Source organism: Rhizobium mongolense USDA 1844 (assembly GCF_000419765.1).
GTDB classification, from domain to species: Bacteria; Pseudomonadota; Alphaproteobacteria; order Rhizobiales; family Rhizobiaceae; genus Rhizobium; species Rhizobium mongolense.
Window position 1 is genome coordinate 21,451 of record NZ_ATTQ01000024.1, and the last position, 15,471, is coordinate 36,921.

A 15,471-nucleotide genomic window follows, 5' to 3' on the forward strand; every position below is an offset into this window, starting at 1 on the left:
GATATGAGTTCAAACGACTTCATCACTTTGTTTTTCCTTGTGGCGGCGGTGCTGATTTTTTTCCAGCTCCGCAGTGTTCTGGGACGCCGCACGGGAAATGAGAAGCCGCCGCGCGATCTCTTTACGCCGCGCGATGCCGCCGGTCCTGAGCATTCCGATGCCGGCAAGGTCGTGACGCTTCCGCGCCGCGATACACCTGCAGAAGAAGAAGGCCGCTTTGCAGTGGTCGACGCTTTTGCGCCCCCCGGTACGCCGCTCAATGAGCCTCTCCGTGCGCTCAGTAAAGCCGATCCATCCTTCGCACCTAAGGAATTTTTGAACGGCGCGAAGATGGCTTACGAAATGATCGTCATGGCTTATGCCGACGGTGACAGAAAGACGTTGAAGAATCTTTTGTCCCGCGAGGTCTATGAAGGTTTTGACGCGGCCATCGCAGATCGCGAGGCCAAGGGCGAGAAGGTAAAATCCACCTTTGTCGGCATCGATAAGGCGGACATCACACAGGTGGAAGTCAAAGGCAGCGAGGCACAGATTACGATCCGTATCGCCAGCCAGCTGATCTCCGCGACTTACGACAAAGCTGACAAGCTGATAGAAGGCGATGTCGAGAACGTTGCCGAAGTCAACGACATCTGGACCTTTGCCCGCGATACGCGATCGCGCGATCCCAATTGGAAACTCGTGGCAACCGAATCGGAAACATGAGTGACGAAAAAGCGGGCTTCGTTCTGCAAGCTGTCGGTTTCGATGAACTCAAGGGCTGGAAGGATGATGATCCCTCCAGCCTTTTTGAGGTCATGGAAGCGTGTCGCCGGCAAATTACCGGCACGAAACCCTACCGCACCGGATCGCTCGGCCTGAGCACCGACGATCTTTTGCCTCTGCTCGACGCAGCCCGAAATGCGAAACCCGCATCTGCTTCTGAAGCCCGATCCTTCTTCGAGCAGAACTGTCGGCCGTTTTTTATCAGAAAACTGGACGGTAGCCGGGGTTTCGTTACCGCTTTCTACGAACCGGAAATCGCCGTTTCCGACAAGCTCGATGCTACTTATCGCTTCCCGTTCTATCGGCGACCCGATGATCTGATCGACCTCGACAATAGCAACCGCCCCGTAGGCCTCGATTCATCCTATGCCTTTGGTCGCCTCCGGGATGGAGAGATAAGCGCCTATTTCGACCGGCAGGCGATCGACCAAGGCATTCTCGACGGTCGGGGCCTTGAAATCGCCTGGGCGAAATCCAAGGTCGATGTCTTCTTCGTGCATGTGCAGGGCGCGGCGCGACTGCGCTACCCGGATGGACGGACGGCGCGTATCACATATACGGCAAAGGCCGGGCATCCTTTCTCCGCTATCGGCAAGCTGTTGGTCGACCGCGGTGAAATCGACCGTGCAAACATTTCCATGCAGTCGATTCGCGCCTGGCTCGCAGCGCATCCAGAGCAGGTCGATGATGTTCTCTGGCACAATCGATCCTATATTTTCTTCCGCGAGGCGCCGGTTGCCGCTTCTAAAGCTGGACCAGTTGCTGCAGCGAAAGTGCCGTTAGTCGCCGGACGGTCGCTTGCCGTCGACCGCCTGATACATACCTTCGGTTTTCCCTTCTTCATCCGTTCCGAAAGCCTGACCCATCTTGATAAGGGTAGGCCGTTCCAGCGTTTGATGCTTGCCTTGGACACTGGCTCCGCGATCGTCGGTCCTGCGCGTGGCGATATTTTTACGGGTTCCGGCGATGAGGCGGGCGAATTGGCGGGTACGGTGCGTAACGACGCGGACTTTGCCATCCTCATTCCGAACGCTGCGACTGGAAGGTTCGGCTGATGACGAGAGACCGCAAGCTCAGCACGGACGAGAGAATTCTATGGGGCAAGGTTGCGCGCAGTACGCGGCCGCTGGCCGGCAAGAAGGGCGAGTTTACTGAACTCGATGCCTTTCTTGTGGAAACCGAAGCCGGGGGCGGGAATGCCTTCCAGAAATCGTCTGCTGAAACGGAAATACAAGCTGCAGCGCTGCCGGGGGCAGCGAAGCAGCCTTCCGGCACCCACCATCCACTGGAGCGGCCCGTCAAACGCAAGATCGCCAAAGGCAGGCTGGCACTAGAGGCGCGTATCGATCTCCACGGCCTCGTGCAAAGCCAAGCCCATGTCATGCTTCTCGATTTCCTCATCCGCGCGCATGAGCGCGGCATGCGGCATGTGCTGGTCATCACCGGCAAGGGCAGTTCGATGGGGAGCGAAGGTGCGTTGAAACGGGCTGTACCGCTCTGGTTTTCGAAGCCGGAGTTCCGCTATCTGATCTCGTCTTACGAAGCGGCTGCGCACCACCACGGCGGCGAGGGCGCGCTTTATATCCGGCTCTCCCGGCGGCAGGGGGACAGGTCATGACACCGTTCGGCGAAGCTGTTCGAAAGCTTCGGGCGCGCAAAGGCGTGTCGCAGAAGCAGATGGCAGCGGCGCTCAACGTCTCGCCTGCCTATCTCTCCGCACTGGAACATGGAAAACGCGGCTTGCCGACCTTCGACCTGCTTCAGCGGATTGCCGGCTATTTCAACATCATCTGGGATGAAGCTGAGGAACTCTTCCTCCTCGCCCGCGCATCGGACCCGCGCGTAGTGATTGATACCGCGGGTCTACCCCCCGAATATACGGCTTTTGCCAATCGTTTGGCGGGCCGGATTCGCAACCTTGACAGTGCAGCTTTGGCCGAGCTCGCGGCTACGCTTGAAAATCTCGGCAAAGCTGACGGAAAAGCGTCATAATCCCCTGCTTTATGCCGGATTCCCAGGCTCTGCCATTGGGAATGGCGTCCAAAAACCCTATATTCCGAAATGAAAAAGGCCGGTGATTCGCAAGGCTCTCCGGGCTCCTACAACAGGGAAATTCAAAGACAGCATGACCGATATACCAGCGACGGAAAACGGCGTTAACACCGAATATGGCGCGGATTCCATCAAGGTCCTCAAGGGCCTTGATGCCGTGCGTAAGCGCCCCGGCATGTATATCGGTGACACCGACGACGGTTCCGGCCTGCATCACATGGTTTATGAAGTCGTCGACAACGCAATTGACGAGGCGCTGGCCGGCCATGCCGACATCGTCACCGTTACGCTCAACCCCGACGGCTCGGTGACGGTGACCGACAACGGCCGCGGTATTCCAACGGATATACACACCGGCGAAGGGGTGTCCGCAGCCGAAGTCATCATGACGCAGCTTCATGCCGGCGGTAAGTTCGACCAGAATTCCTACAAAGTTTCCGGCGGCCTGCATGGCGTCGGCGTTTCGGTCGTCAACGCGCTTTCGGTCTGGCTGAAACTGAAGATCCGCCGGCAGGGTAAGATTCATGAAATGAGCTTCACGCATGGCGTTGCCGATGCGCCACTCAAGGTGACAGGTGACGCGGGCAGCGACACAGGCACGGAAGTCAGCTTCATGCCGAGCACCGGTACCTTCACGATGACGGACTTCGATTACGGCACGCTGGAGCACCGCCTTCGCGAGCTTGCCTTCTTGAATTCCGGTGTCCGCATTCTGCTGACAGACAAGCGCCATTCGGACATCAAGCAGGAAGAAATGCGTTATGACGGTGGCCTTGAGGCCTTCGTTTCCTATCTCGATCGTGCCAAGAAACCTCTGGTCGATAAACCTGTCTCGATCCGAGGCGAAAAGGATGGAATTACCGTCGAAGTCGCAATGTGGTGGAACGACAGCTATCACGAAAACGTGCTCTGCTTTACCAACAACATTCCACAACGCGACGGCGGCACGCATATGGCCGGCTTCCGCGCCGCGCTGACGCGCCAAGTCGTATCCTATGCCGATAGCTCCGGCATTACCAAGAAGGAGAAAGTCACACTCCAGGGCGAAGATTGCCGCGAGGGCCTGACGGCTGTCCTTTCGGTGAAGGTGCCGGATCCGAAGTTCTCGTCGCAGACGAAGGACAAGCTGGTTTCCTCGGAAGTTCGTCCGGTCGTCGAAAGCCTCGTCAATGAAGCGCTCAGCACATGGTTTGAAGAGCATCCGAGTGAGGCCAAGGTGCTCGTCGGCAAGGTTGTAGAGGCGGCCGCGGCCCGCGAAGCAGCTCGTAAGGCCCGCGAACTGACGCGCCGCAAAGGTGCGCTCGATATCGCCTCGCTGCCCGGCAAACTCGCCGATTGCTCCGAGCGCGACCCTGCGAAGTCCGAAGTCTTCCTCGTCGAGGGTGACTCGGCGGGCGGCTCTGCAAAACAGGGACGTTCCCGTGAAAATCAGGCGATCCTGCCTCTACGAGGCAAGATTCTCAATGTCGAGCGTGCCCGCTTCGACAAGATGCTCTCCAGCCAGGAAATCGGCACGTTGATTACCGCGCTCGGCACGGGCATCGGCAAGGACGAGTTCAGCGCCGACAAGCTTCGCTACCACAAGATCATCATCATGACGGATGCCGATGTCGACGGTGCCCACATCCGCACGCTTCTGCTGACATTCTTCTTCCGTCAGATGCCGGAGCTGATCGAGCGCGGGCATCTCTACATCGCCCAGCCGCCGCTCTACAAGGTTTCGCGCGGCAAGTCCGTTCAGTACGTGAAAGACGAAAAGGCGCTTGAAGATTATCTGATCGGCCAGGGCCTTGAGGATGCGGCGCTGAGGCTCGCAAGCGGCGAAGTCCGCACCGGTCAGGACCTGCGCGAAGTTATCCTCGATGCATTGCGCCTGCGTGCGTTGCTCGAAAACCTGCATTCCCGTTACAATCGCGCTGTCGTTGAGCAGGCGGCAATCGCCGGGGCACTGAACGCCGAAGCGGTCAGCGATCGTGCCAGGGCCGAACAGCTCGCGGCTGATGTCGCCAAGCGCCTCGACATCATCGCCGAGGAAACCGAGCGCGGCTGGGAAGGCGGCCTGACCAGCGAAGGTGGGCTGCGGCTGGAGCGAATGGTACGCGGCGTCAAGGAAGTCGTCGTGCTCGACATGGCGCTGATCGGCTCGCAGGACGCGCGTCACATCGATCAACTCTCGTCGCGCCTCAAAGAAATCTACCAGAGCCCACCGGCGCTTTCGCGCCGCGACGGAGATACCGAGATATCCGGTCCGCGCGCTCTGCTCGATGCAATTTTTGCCAGTGGCCGCAAGGGACTGACGATGCAGCGTTACAAGGGCCTTGGCGAAATGAATGCCGAGCAGCTCTGGGAGACGACGCTCGACCCGAACGCCCGTTCGCTGCTTCAGGTCAAGGTAAACGACGCGACGGATGCCGATGGCCTTTTCGCCCGGCTGATGGGCGACGAAGTCGAGCCGCGCCGTGAATTCATTCAGGATAATGCGCTCAGCGTTGCAAATCTCGATATCTGATTGATTTCCCGCACAAAAAGGCGCGTTCATGGCGCCTTCTTTTTTCGACAGAATCAATTGGCAATGAATTTTCCGTTGAAAGCCACGTCTGCAAGCGGCATGCGCTGGCTTGGCACTTCGCGTGCCTGGTTGCGCTCTGACAGAACGCTCTTGTCGCCAAGGCGGCCGACGGCTATGCCGGCCTCGACGCGATAGCCTTCCGGAATGGCGAAGGCTAGCCTGATTTCATCATGTTTGATTCCGCCCATGCCATGGGCGTAGAAGCCGGAAAAGCGTGCCTGCAGGGCGAGATGCCCCCACGCGGCACCAGCGTCGAACGAATGCGTATAGCGCGGCTTGTTCTCCGAGAAAGCGCCACTGAAACTGCGCGAGACAACAAAGATCAATGCGCAAGCATTCTTTGCCCATTCCTGGTTCGATTCGACGAGCAGGCCAAGATGCTTCTCGAAATGTTCCGTGCCCTTAAGGGCGTAGATGAAGCGCCAGGGCTGCTGGTTGCCGGAAGACGGCGCCCAATGAGCTGCGTCAAGGATCGTCAGCAATTGCTCTTCGGCTATGGTTTCGCCGGTGAAAGCACGTGGCGACCAGCGATCGAGAAACATCGCATCGATCGGATATTCGGATGTGCGGCTATTGGCTTCGGTCATCTTGTTTCCGGACAGTGGTTGAGGGGCTGGAGCGAATGATATTGCCTGCCTGCAGGACTTTGCAAGCAAACCCATTGCCGCAGATGCTTCTCACTTCATCAATCCGGCGCGCCAAATCAGTTCCGGCGAAATTTTTAACAATGCGTACCGCTTCAGCAAAAAGCCGTAATGACACGCTTAGTCGACTGGTCCATACGTGATGGTAGTCCGTTTTCGATGAGGAGGAGATTTTATGAAGCTGATGCGCGTTGGCGAACCGGGTCGTGAAAAACCGGCGCTACTCGATTCCGATGGCAAGATTCGCGACCTTTCGGCGCATGTTTCCGACGTCGGTGGTGAGGCGATTTCGCCGGCCGGCTTGGCAAAAATCGCAGCGCTCGACGCGAAAAGCCTCCCGGAATTGGCTCCGGGCCGCATTGGTGCCTGTGTTGCAGGCACCGGCAAATTCATCTGTATTGGCCTGAATTTCTCTGATCACGCTGCCGAAACTGGCGCAACAGTTCCGCCGGAACCGATCATTTTCATGAAAGCCACCTCCGCGATCGTCGGTCCCAACGATAACGTCGTCATCCCGCGTGGTTCCGAAAAGACTGATTGGGAGGTCGAACTCGGCGTTGTGATCGGAAAGACCGCAAAATATGTCACCGAGGCCGAAGCGCTGGACTACGTTGCCGGCTATTGCGTCTCCAATGATGTCTCGGAGCGCGCATTCCAGACGGAACGCTCCGGCCAGTGGACGAAGGGCAAATCCTGCGACACCTTTGGCCCAATTGGGCCCTGGCTCGTTACCAAGGACGAGATCGCCGATCCGCAGAATCTCGGCATGTGGCTGAAAGTCAACGGCCAGACGATGCAGAACGGCTCGTCGAGGACGATGGTCTACGGGGTCGCTTATCTGGTCTCTTATCTCAGCCAGTTCATGTCGCTGCATCCTGGCGATGTCATTTCCACCGGTACGCCACCGGGGGTGGGCATGGGTTTGAAGCCGCCGCGTTACCTCAAGGCTGGCGATGTCGTCGAACTTGGAATCGAAGGCCTCGGAACGCAGAAGCAGACCTTTGTCGCGGATCGCTGAAGCTGTCCGATCTTTGATAATTATGAGCGTATCATTTGCCGGGAATCACTTTTCCCGGCATTTCTTTTTGCGACGCGGATGCCTATGTTGCTATGCAACAAATAAGCCTGTTACTCTCAATTGAAGTGCCCGCAAACGATGGAAAGAAGTAGATGGCCTGCCTGACGGCGCTGTCCTTTCCGGCAAAAGAAAGGTGGCGCAACTCATGTTTTATCAGCTCTATGAATTGAACCATGCAGCGATGGCGCCGTTCCGCGCTGCAGCTGATGCGATGCGGCTTGTTTATGCCAATCCGCTTAATCCTTTTTCGCAGACGCCGTTTGGCCGTACGATCGCCGCAAGTCTCGAGATGTTCGAGCGGACGACGCGCCGCTACGGCAAGCCGGATTTTGGACTGAAGGAAACGGTCGTCGGCGACAGCAAGGTCGCAGTGCGTGAAGAGATCGTCTGGTCGCGTGCTTTCTGCAATCTTCTGCATTTTGCGCGCAACACGCCTTCCGGTCACCGAGATCCCCGAATCTTAATCGTTGCACCGATGTCCGGTCACTATGCAACGCTGCTTCGCGGTACGGTCGAAGCACTGCTTCCGAGCGCCGATATCTACATCACCGACTGGGTTGATGCCCGCATGGTGCCGATGACGGACGGCACCTTCGATTTCGATGACTATGTCGATTATGTCATCGAGATGCTGCATTTTCTCGGCCCCGACACGCACGTCATTGCCGTATGTCAGCCCTCCGTGCCTGTGCTGGCCGCCGCCGCCGTCATGGAAGAGGCAAACGACCCGTTGTCACCATCGTCGATGACACTGATGGGGGGACCGATCGATACCCGCATCAACCCGACAGCGGTCAATAAACTTGCAGAAGAAAGACCGCTGACGTGGTTTGCCGAAAACGTCATCATGAATGTGCCATGGCCACAACCAGGCTTCATGCGCCCGGTCTATCCGGGTTTCCTGCAGCTCTCGGGTTTCATGTCGATGAACCTCGACCGGCACGTGGTCGCTCACAAGGAGTTCTTCATGCATCTCGTGAAGAACGACGGTGAGCCTGAAAAGCACCGCGATTTCTACGACGAGTATCTTGCCGTGATGGACCTGACCGCGGAATTCTACCTGCAAACGGTCGATCAGGTTTTCATGAAGCACTCACTGCCGAAGGGCGAGTTGATTCATCGTGGCAAGCGCGTCGATCCGGCCGCAATCCGCAATGTCGCGCTCTTGACAGTGGAGGGCGAGAACGACGATATCTCCGGTGTTGGCCAGACAAAGGCAGCGCAGACGATCTGTGTCAACATCCCCGACGACATGCGCATGCACTACCTTCAGCCCGACGTCGGCCACTACGGCGTCTTCAACGGATCACGCTTCCGCCGCGAGATCGCGCCGCGTATCGTCAACTTCGTCCGCGAGCACTCTCGTTCTGGAAAACTCAGCGTAAAGCGCGTCATCAGGGGCGGCAAATCCGCCTGAGTTAGAGGATGCTGATTTAATCCTGCCTGTTCAAGGCCTTGTCCGATTTCGCGGGCAATCGTCTTGAAGGGTTGGCTGGCGGTAACCACATCGATTTTCAGCGTTCGGTATTCTGCCGGGCGCAGAAAGCGAGGATACCGCACGATGAACCAGTCAGCATTGCTTCGCCCGGATTGGACTCCGGCTACCGTTGCGTTGATGGTGCTCGGCTTCGTGGTCTTCTGGCCTCTGGGCCTGGCCATGCTTGCCTATATCATCTTCGGCGAGCGCCTTCGCGGTTTCAAGCGCGAAGCGAATAACGCGACGGACGGCTTCTTTGCCGGCTGCCGCCGTTCGCATGGCCGCTACCGCCCGCATTTTTCGACCGGCAACGTCGCTTTTGACGATTGGCGGAAGGCCGAGCTTGACCGCCTCGAGGAAGAGCGCCGCAAGCTCGATGAAATGCGCGAAGAATTCGACACCTATATGCGCGAGCTTCGTCGCGCCAAGGATCAGGAAGAATTCGACCGTTTCATGCGCGACCGAAAGAATACAAAGCGCGATGATAACGGCCCGGTTGCCGAGTTTCAGACGCCTTAACGTGTCAGTAGATGATCAGCAGACCGGCATCAGCGATGCCGGTTTTTCTTTGCCCGGATTTGTTGCGAATCGTATAGAAAAGGCGCTTATGTTTCCGCTCCTTTCCAAGCCGCGACGTACTGCTGTGCGAAAACCTGCTCCGCCCGAAACGCGGACGCTGGACGTCGCAGGCAGGCTGATGCCGCTCACGATCAAGCAGCATGATCGCGCAACCCGTATTACGCTGCGCATCGAGCCCGGCGGCAGGGCGCTGAAAATGACGGTTCCGAAGGGCCTTGCGCAGCGCGAGGTCAACGCCTTCCTCGACCGTCATCAAGGATGGCTGTTGACGAAACTGGCAAAGTTCTCCGTCGACAACACCCTTCACGATGGCGGCGAGATCCTGTTGCGCGGCATCAAGCATCGGATCGAACATACTGGCAGTCTGCGCGGCTTGACCGAGGCAGTCATGGTCGGCGACCGGCATGTGCTGAAGGTCAGTGGCCTACCGGAACATCTTGGCCGCCGGATCGCAACCTTTCTGAAGAAGGAGGCGCGCTCTGACCTCGAGCGGCTCGCGCACTTCCACGCGCGTTCGATCAAGGCGCCGATCAAGTCGATCTCCATGAAAGACACGCGCAGCCGTTGGGGCTCATGCTCGTCGGAAGGCAATTTGAGCTTTTCCTGGCGCGTCGTCATGGCGCCGCCTCCGGTGATCGATTATCTGGCGGCCCACGAAGTGGCGCATCTCAAAGAAATGAATCATGGCCCCCATTTCTGGGCGCTTTGCGAAAAGCTCTGCCCACATATGGAAGATGCGAAATCCTGGCTGAAACGCTACGGAAGCCAGCTTCACGCAATCGACTTTGATTGATTGTTTAGCCGCGGTAAATTAAGCCTTAGTCGCAAATTGGCTCGACTCTTTTGCCTTTTCGTGTCACTTCGCTGCCATGAAACCCGATATCAAAATCTGTGGCCTGAAGAGCGCTGAAGCGATCGAGCGCGCGGTGACTCGCGGCGCGAACTATATCGGTTTTATCTTCTTCGAGAAAAGTCCTCGCTATATCGAGCCGGACGTTGCCGGAAAGCTTGCCGATCCTGTCCGCGGCAAAGCCAAGATCGTCGCCGTCACGGTCGATCCGACTAATGACGAACTCGATGAAATCGTTGCACTTTTGAAGCCGGACATGATCCAGCTTCACGGCAACGAGAGCCCGGAACGGGTCTTGACGATAAAGGCTGTCTACGGTCTGGCGATCATGAAGGTCTTCTCCGTTCGCAGCGCCGATGATCTGAAGCGGGTTGAGGCTTATATTGGGATAGCCGACCTGTTTCTCTTCGACGCCAAGCCGCCGAAGGGGTCGGAACTGCCCGGCGGCAACGGGGTTTCCTTCGATTGGAGCCTGCTCGGCGGGCTTGACGATGGCGTGGATTACCTGCTTTCCGGTGGGCTAAACAAGGACAACATCGCCGAAGCGCTGACGATCACCAAGGCGCCCGGTATTGACGTATCCTCCGGCGTCGAGAGTGCACCCGGCGTGAAGAGCGTTGCCATGATCGATGATTTTTTCGATGCGGTCGAGAAGGCTTGCGAGCCTGAAACGGTCTCAGGGAGTTGAGAGTGAACCAGACGCTAAAACCGAATTCCTTCCGTTCCGGTCCCGATGAGGATGGCCGTTTCGGCATCTATGGCGGCCGTTTCGTCGCCGAAACGCTGATGCCGCTGATCCTCGATCTGCAGGAGGAATGGAACAAGGCGAAGGACGATCCCGAATTCCAGGCGGAATTGAAACATCTTGGCAGCCACTACATCGGCCGCCCCAGTCCGCTTTATTTCGCTGAGCGCCTGACGGCCGAGCTTGGCGGCGCGAAGATCTATTTCAAGCGCGAAGAGCTTAACCACACGGGTTCGCACAAGATCAACAACTGCATCGGCCAGATCCTGCTTGCCAAACGCATGGGCAAAACGCGCATCATTGCTGAAACCGGAGCGGGCCAGCATGGGGTTGCCTCTGCAACGGTCGCCGCCCGCTTTGGCCTTCCCTGCGTCGTCTATATGGGCGCGACGGATGTCGAGCGCCAGGCGCCGAACGTTTTCCGCATGAAGCTGCTTGGCGCCGAGGTGAAGCCGGTGACGGCAGGTCACGGCACGCTGAAGGATGCGATGAACGAAGCCCTGCGCGACTGGGTCACCAATGTCGATGACACCTATTATCTGATCGGGACCGCAGCCGGCCCGCATCCCTATCCGGAAATGGTTCGCGATTTCCAGGCGGTCATCGGCACGGAAGCCAAGGAGCAGATGCTGGAAGCCGAAGGACGACTGCCGGATCTTGTCATCGCTGCGGTTGGCGGCGGTTCGAATGCAATCGGCATCTTCCATCCGTTCCTGGATGACGAAGGCGTAAAGATCATCGGCGTCGAAGCCGGCGGCAAGGGCCTGCAAGGCGATGAGCATTGCGCTTCGATCACGGCCGGCTCGCCGGGCGTCCTTCACGGCAATCGCACGTATCTGCTCCAGGACGGCGATGGTCAGATCAAGGAGGGCCACTCGATTTCGGCCGGCCTCGATTATCCCGGCATCGGCCCCGAGCATTCGTATCTGAACGATATTGGCCGCGTCGAATACGTGCCGATCATGGATCACGAGGCGCTCGATGCCTTCCAGACGCTGACCCGCCTCGAGGGCATTATTCCGGCGCTTGAGCCGTCGCATGCGCTAGCCGAAGTCATCAAGCGCGCGCCGAAAATGGGCAAGGACGAGATCATCCTGATGAACCTCTCCGGCCGCGGCGACAAGGACATCTTCACCGTCGGCAAGATTCTGGGAATGGGTGTGTAAGTCATGACCGCACGTATGGATAAACGCTTTGCCGATCTGAAGGCTGAAGGCCGCCCGGCGCTCGTGACCTATTTCATGGGAGGCGACCCGGATTACGAGACCTCGCTCGGCATCATGAAGGCGTTGCCGGAAGCCGGTTCCGATGTCATCGAACTCGGCATGCCGTTCTCCGATCCGATGGCCGATGGCCCGGCAATCCAGATGGCTGGCCAGCGCGCGCTAAAGGGCGGACAGACGCTTAAGAAGACGCTGCAGCTGGCAGCCGATTTCCGTAAGGGTGACAATACGACGCCGATCGTGATGATGGGCTATTACAATCCCATCTATATCTACGGCGTCGAGAAGTTCCTGGACGATGCGCTCGCATCAGGCATCGATGGCTTGATCGTCGTCGATCTTCCGCCGGAAATGGATGACGAGCTTTGCATTCCAGCGATCAGGAAGGGCATCAATTTCATCCGTCTGGCAACGCCGACGACCGATGACAAGCGCCTTCCGACGGTTCTGAAGAACACGTCTGGCTTTGTCTACTACGTTTCGATGAACGGCATCACCGGTTCGGCTCTGCCTGATCCTTCGCTGGTCTCCGGGGCCGTGAGGCGCATCAAGCAGCATACCAATCTGCCCGTTTGCGTCGGTTTCGGCGTCAAGACTGCCGATCACGCCAAGGTTATCGGCAGCTCCGCCGATGGCGTCGTGGTTGGTACGGCCATCGTCAATCAGGTGGCGACAAGCCTGAGCAGCGACGGAAAGGCCACAGCAGATACCGTCCCGGCCGTGGCCACCCTCGTTCGCGGTCTTTCATCCGGAACGCGTTCGGCGCGCCTTGTTGCTGCCGAATAGTGTCCCCACATTGGCTGTAGTCAATCAGGAGTTTTCGACTTGAACTGGATCACCAACTACGTTCGCCCGCGCATCAATTCCATGCTGGGCCGTCGCGAAGTGCCGGAGAACCTCTGGATCAAGTGCCCGGAAACGGGCGAGATGGTCTTCCACAAGGATTTGGAAGACAACAAGTGGGTTATTCCGGCTTCGGGCTATCACATGAAGATGCCGGCAAAGGCACGCCTTTCCGACCTTTTCGACAACGGTGAGTACGAGTCGCTGCCGCAGCCGAAGGTCGCGCAGGATCCGCTGAAATTCCGTGATTCCAAGAAATACACGGATCGCCTGAAGGACAGCCGCCTCAAGACAGAACAGGAAGATACGATCCTCGCTGGCGTTGGCAAGGTTCGCGGCCTGAAGCTCGTCGCCGTCGTGCACGAGTTCAACTTCATGGGAGGCTCGCTCGGCATTGCTGCCGGTGAGGCGATCGTCAGAGCCTTCGAGCGTGCGATTTCGGAAAAGTGCCCGCTTGTCATGTTCCCGGCTTCCGGCGGCGCGCGCATGCAGGAAGGCATCCTTTCGCTGATGCAACTGCCGCGCACCACCGTTGCCGTTGATATGCTGAAGGAAGCTGGCCAACCCTATATCGTTGTTCTCACGAACCCGACCACGGGCGGCGTAACGGCCTCCTACGCTATGTTGGGCGATCTTCATCTGGCAGAGCCGGGCGCTGAAATCTGCTTCGCCGGCAAGCGCGTCATCGAGCAGACGATCCGCGAGAAGCTGCCGGAAGGCTTCCAGACCTCGGAATATCTGCTCGAGCACGGCATGGTCGACATGGTCGTCAAACGGCACGATATTCCCGAAACGCTTGCGCGTGTGCTGAGTATCCTGACCCGGAAGCCCGCCAACTCGGTTACGGTGAATGGCGGCGCGATCGCAATCGCAGCGAGCGCCTGATTGACATAAACCTGCTTGGGCGGGGTGCGGAATGATACCCAGAGGCCAGACTGCAGTGAGTGAAGCAGCGCAGGAGATCAACAAGCTCATGGGATTGCATCCCAAGGGCTTCGATCTTTCGCTCGATCGCATCACCCGCCTTCTCGAAGTTCTCGGCAATCCGCAGAACCGGCTGCCGCGGGTCATTCATGTTGCCGGAACAAATGGCAAGGGTTCGGTTACAGCCTTTTGCCGAGCATTGCTGGAAGCCGGTGGCTACGGCGTCCATGTCCATACCTCGCCACACCTGGTCAACTGGCATGAGCGCTATCGGATCGGTCTTAAGGGAGGCCGGGGTCAGTTTGTCGACGATGCGGTTTTTGCAGAAGCGCTTCGGCGCGTTGCTGAAGCGAATGCCGGCCAGAAAATCACGGTCTTCGAAATCCTGACGGCGGTGACTTTCCTTCTCTTTTCCGAGCGCCCGGCCGATGCGGCAATCATCGAGGTCGGTCTCGGCGGACGGTTTGATGCGACAAACGTGATCGCCGATCCGGCCGTTTCGGTCATCATGCCGATCTCGCTCGATCATCAGCCCTATCTCGGCGACCGCGTCGAACTGATCGCGGCTGAAAAAGCCGGCATCATGAAGCCCGGCCATGCCGTGGTGATCGGCCATCAGGAATATGACGCAGTCCTGGATGTCCTGATGTCGACTGCCGAGCGCTTGCATTGCCCGACCGCTGTCTTCGGCCAGGATTACATGGCGCATGAGGAATATGGCCGCCTCGTCTATCAGGACGAATTCGGTCTCGCCGATCTGCCGTTGCCGCGCCTTCCCGGCCGCCATCAATATGCCAACGCCGCAGCAGCAATCCGCGCCGTCAAGGCAGCAGGTTTCGTTGTCACCGAAGCGATGATGGAAAAGGCTATGAATTCCGTTGAATGGCCCGGCCGCCTTCAGCGGCTGACCGAGGGCCGCCTTATCGCACACGCCCCGGCCGGTGCCGAAATCTGGGTCGATGGGGGCCATAATCCCGGTGCTGGCGAAGTTATCGCCGAGGCCATGGCAAATTTCGAGGAAAAGCAGCCGCGGCCGCTCTACCTCATAACCGGCATGATCAATACCAAGGACCCGGTCGGCTATTTCAGGGCCTTCGTCGGGCTTGCGGAAAAGGTTTTCTGCGTGCCGATCCGTGGCAGCGATGCGATGATCGATCCGGTGATCCTGTCAAATTCTGCCTATGATGCGGGCCTTGTCGCAGAGCCGAAGTCCACAGTCGGTGAAGCGTTGGACGCGATCAAGGAAATCCTTGATCCGCAGGCACCTGCGCCCAGAATCCTGATCGGCGGGTCGCTCTATCTCGTCGGCGATGTTCTTGTAGACAACGAAACACCCCCGAAATGAAAAAGCCCGGTCGAAGCCGGGCTTTTCCTTCAATGTGCAATGAAATTAAGCGGCGTTCGAAATCCAGCTCGAAAGAGCGGTCTTCGGAGCAGCGCCAACCTTGATATCGGCAACTTCACCAGCCTTGAAAATGGCAAGCGTCGGAATCGAGCGGACGCCGAACTGGGCGGCCAGTTCCGGGTTCTCATCAATGTTAAGCTTGGCGACCTTAACCTTGCCGGCGAGTTCGGTTGCAATTTCCTCAAGGCTCGGGGCGATCATCTTGCACGGACCGCACCACTCAGCCCAAAAATCAACGACGACGGGTTCTGCAGATTCCAGAACTTCCGACTGGAAGTTGTTGATGTCGACTTTCACGGTAGCCATAGGCTGCTCCT

Annotated in this window: 16 protein-coding genes; 14 read left to right on the forward strand and 2 right to left on the reverse strand. The window is 58.1% G+C overall.

The window, feature by feature from the left end:
* Positions 1–3 precede the first annotated feature (3 nt).
* The 5 genes from A3C3_RS0130810 (at position 4) to gyrB (ending at position 5,326) form a co-directional block, all read left to right on the forward strand.
* Positions 4–705 (forward strand): Tim44/TimA family putative adaptor protein, encoded by a 702-nt coding sequence (locus A3C3_RS0130810; protein ID WP_028740146.1) that lies wholly within the window; start codon positions 4–6, stop codon positions 703–705.
* On the forward strand, positions 702–1,820 hold the full coding sequence (gene mltA / locus A3C3_RS0130815; protein ID WP_028740147.1) for a murein transglycosylase A: 1,119 nt from the start codon (positions 702–704) through the stop codon (positions 1,818–1,820). Before A3C3_RS0130810 ends, mltA begins: the two co-directional genes overlap by 4 nt.
* Entirely contained in the window at positions 1,820–2,383 is a 564-nt protein-coding gene (locus A3C3_RS0130820) for a Smr/MutS family protein (RefSeq protein ID WP_022718414.1), read from the forward strand. The genes mltA and A3C3_RS0130820 overlap by 1 nt, the downstream gene beginning before the upstream one ends.
* Positions 2,380–2,757 carry a helix-turn-helix domain-containing protein gene (locus tag A3C3_RS0130825; protein WP_022718415.1) on the forward strand — a complete coding sequence of 126 codons (378 nt, stop codon included), beginning with the start codon at positions 2,380–2,382 and terminating at the stop codon, positions 2,755–2,757. The genes A3C3_RS0130820 and A3C3_RS0130825 overlap by 4 nt, the downstream gene beginning before the upstream one ends.
* A 133-nt stretch (positions 2,758–2,890) precedes the next feature.
* A complete protein-coding gene (gene gyrB, locus A3C3_RS0130830; RefSeq protein WP_022718416.1) occupies positions 2,891–5,326 on the forward strand; it encodes a DNA topoisomerase (ATP-hydrolyzing) subunit B in 2,436 nt (811 codons plus the stop codon).
* A 53-nt stretch (positions 5,327–5,379) separates the two neighbouring features.
* Here gyrB and A3C3_RS0130835 read toward each other — a convergent pair whose 3' ends face one another.
* Positions 5,380–5,973 carry a nitroreductase family protein gene (locus A3C3_RS0130835; protein WP_022718417.1) on the reverse strand — a complete coding sequence of 198 codons (594 nt, stop codon included), beginning with the start codon at positions 5,971–5,973 and terminating at the stop codon, positions 5,380–5,382.
* A gap of 232 nt (positions 5,974–6,205) precedes the next feature.
* Between A3C3_RS0130835 and A3C3_RS0130840 the strand changes: the two genes are divergently transcribed.
* From A3C3_RS0130840 to A3C3_RS0130880, 9 genes are all read left to right on the forward strand, one after another.
* The gene (locus tag A3C3_RS0130840) at positions 6,206–7,048 is read left to right on the forward strand and encodes a fumarylacetoacetate hydrolase family protein (protein WP_022718418.1); all 843 of its coding nucleotides are present in this window, start codon (positions 6,206–6,208) and stop codon (positions 7,046–7,048) included.
* A gap of 205 nt (positions 7,049–7,253) precedes the next feature.
* Positions 7,254–8,525, forward strand: coding sequence for a polyhydroxyalkanoate depolymerase (locus tag A3C3_RS0130845; RefSeq protein WP_022718419.1), 1,272 nt, complete (start codon positions 7,254–7,256; stop codon positions 8,523–8,525).
* 144 nt (positions 8,526–8,669) lie between these two features.
* On the forward strand, positions 8,670–9,104 hold the full coding sequence (locus tag A3C3_RS0130850; protein ID WP_022718420.1) for a DUF2852 domain-containing protein: 435 nt from the start codon (positions 8,670–8,672) through the stop codon (positions 9,102–9,104).
* Between the two features lie 88 nt (positions 9,105–9,192).
* Complete coding sequence (locus A3C3_RS0130855; protein ID WP_028740148.1) at positions 9,193–9,957, forward strand: M48 family metallopeptidase; 765 nt, start codon at positions 9,193–9,195, stop codon at positions 9,955–9,957.
* Positions 9,958–10,033: 76 nt separating this feature from the next.
* Positions 10,034–10,702 (forward strand): phosphoribosylanthranilate isomerase, encoded by a 669-nt coding sequence (locus tag A3C3_RS0130860; RefSeq protein WP_022718422.1) that lies wholly within the window; start codon positions 10,034–10,036, stop codon positions 10,700–10,702.
* Between the two features lie 2 nt (positions 10,703–10,704).
* Complete coding sequence (trpB, locus tag A3C3_RS0130865) at positions 10,705–11,925, forward strand: tryptophan synthase subunit beta (protein WP_022718423.1); 1,221 nt, start codon at positions 10,705–10,707, stop codon at positions 11,923–11,925.
* 3 nt (positions 11,926–11,928) lie between these two features.
* On the forward strand, positions 11,929–12,768 hold the full coding sequence (gene trpA, locus A3C3_RS0130870; protein ID WP_022718424.1) for a tryptophan synthase subunit alpha: 840 nt from the start codon (positions 11,929–11,931) through the stop codon (positions 12,766–12,768).
* Between the two features lie 39 nt (positions 12,769–12,807).
* Positions 12,808–13,710, forward strand: a complete 903-nt coding sequence (gene accD / locus A3C3_RS0130875) for an acetyl-CoA carboxylase, carboxyltransferase subunit beta (RefSeq protein ID WP_022718425.1) — start codon at positions 12,808–12,810, stop codon at positions 13,708–13,710.
* A 31-nt stretch (positions 13,711–13,741) separates the two neighbouring features.
* Positions 13,742–15,094: a bifunctional folylpolyglutamate synthase/dihydrofolate synthase gene (locus tag A3C3_RS0130880; RefSeq protein ID WP_028740149.1), complete on the forward strand. Its 1,353-nt coding sequence runs from the start codon at positions 13,742–13,744 to the stop codon at positions 15,092–15,094.
* A gap of 45 nt (positions 15,095–15,139) precedes the next feature.
* On the opposite strand, the gene trxA is transcribed toward A3C3_RS0130880, so the two are convergent.
* Complete coding sequence (trxA, locus tag A3C3_RS0130885) at positions 15,140–15,460, reverse strand: thioredoxin (protein WP_022718427.1); 321 nt, start codon at positions 15,458–15,460, stop codon at positions 15,140–15,142.
* Between the last annotated feature and the right edge of the window lie 11 nt (positions 15,461–15,471).

Excerpts from the sequence above, each read along its gene's own strand:
- A3C3_RS0130810 (WP_028740146.1), top strand. The coding sequence starts at position 4 with ATGAGTTCAAACGACTTCATCACTTTGTTTTTCCTTGTGGCGGCGGTG.
- mltA (WP_028740147.1), top strand. The coding sequence starts at position 702 with ATGAGTGACGAAAAAGCGGGCTTCGTTCTGCAAGCTGTCGGTTTCGAT.
- A3C3_RS0130820 (WP_022718414.1), top strand. The coding sequence starts at position 1,820 with ATGACGAGAGACCGCAAGCTCAGCACGGACGAGAGAATTCTATGGGGC.
- A3C3_RS0130825 (WP_022718415.1), top strand. The coding sequence starts at position 2,380 with ATGACACCGTTCGGCGAAGCTGTTCGAAAGCTTCGGGCGCGCAAAGGC.
- gyrB (WP_022718416.1), top strand. The coding sequence starts at position 2,891 with ATGACCGATATACCAGCGACGGAAAACGGCGTTAACACCGAATATGGC.
- A3C3_RS0130835 (WP_022718417.1), bottom strand. The coding sequence starts at position 5,973 with ATGACCGAAGCCAATAGCCGCACATCCGAATATCCGATCGATGCGATG.
- A3C3_RS0130840 (WP_022718418.1), top strand. The coding sequence starts at position 6,206 with ATGAAGCTGATGCGCGTTGGCGAACCGGGTCGTGAAAAACCGGCGCTA.
- A3C3_RS0130845 (WP_022718419.1), top strand. The coding sequence starts at position 7,254 with ATGTTTTATCAGCTCTATGAATTGAACCATGCAGCGATGGCGCCGTTC.
- A3C3_RS0130850 (WP_022718420.1), top strand. The coding sequence starts at position 8,670 with ATGAACCAGTCAGCATTGCTTCGCCCGGATTGGACTCCGGCTACCGTT.
- A3C3_RS0130855 (WP_028740148.1), top strand. The coding sequence starts at position 9,193 with ATGTTTCCGCTCCTTTCCAAGCCGCGACGTACTGCTGTGCGAAAACCT.
- A3C3_RS0130860 (WP_022718422.1), top strand. The coding sequence starts at position 10,034 with ATGAAACCCGATATCAAAATCTGTGGCCTGAAGAGCGCTGAAGCGATC.
- trpA (WP_022718424.1), top strand. The coding sequence starts at position 11,929 with ATGACCGCACGTATGGATAAACGCTTTGCCGATCTGAAGGCTGAAGGC.
- A3C3_RS0130880 (WP_028740149.1), top strand. The coding sequence starts at position 13,742 with ATGATACCCAGAGGCCAGACTGCAGTGAGTGAAGCAGCGCAGGAGATC.
- trxA (WP_022718427.1), bottom strand. The coding sequence starts at position 15,460 with ATGGCTACCGTGAAAGTCGACATCAACAACTTCCAGTCGGAAGTTCTG.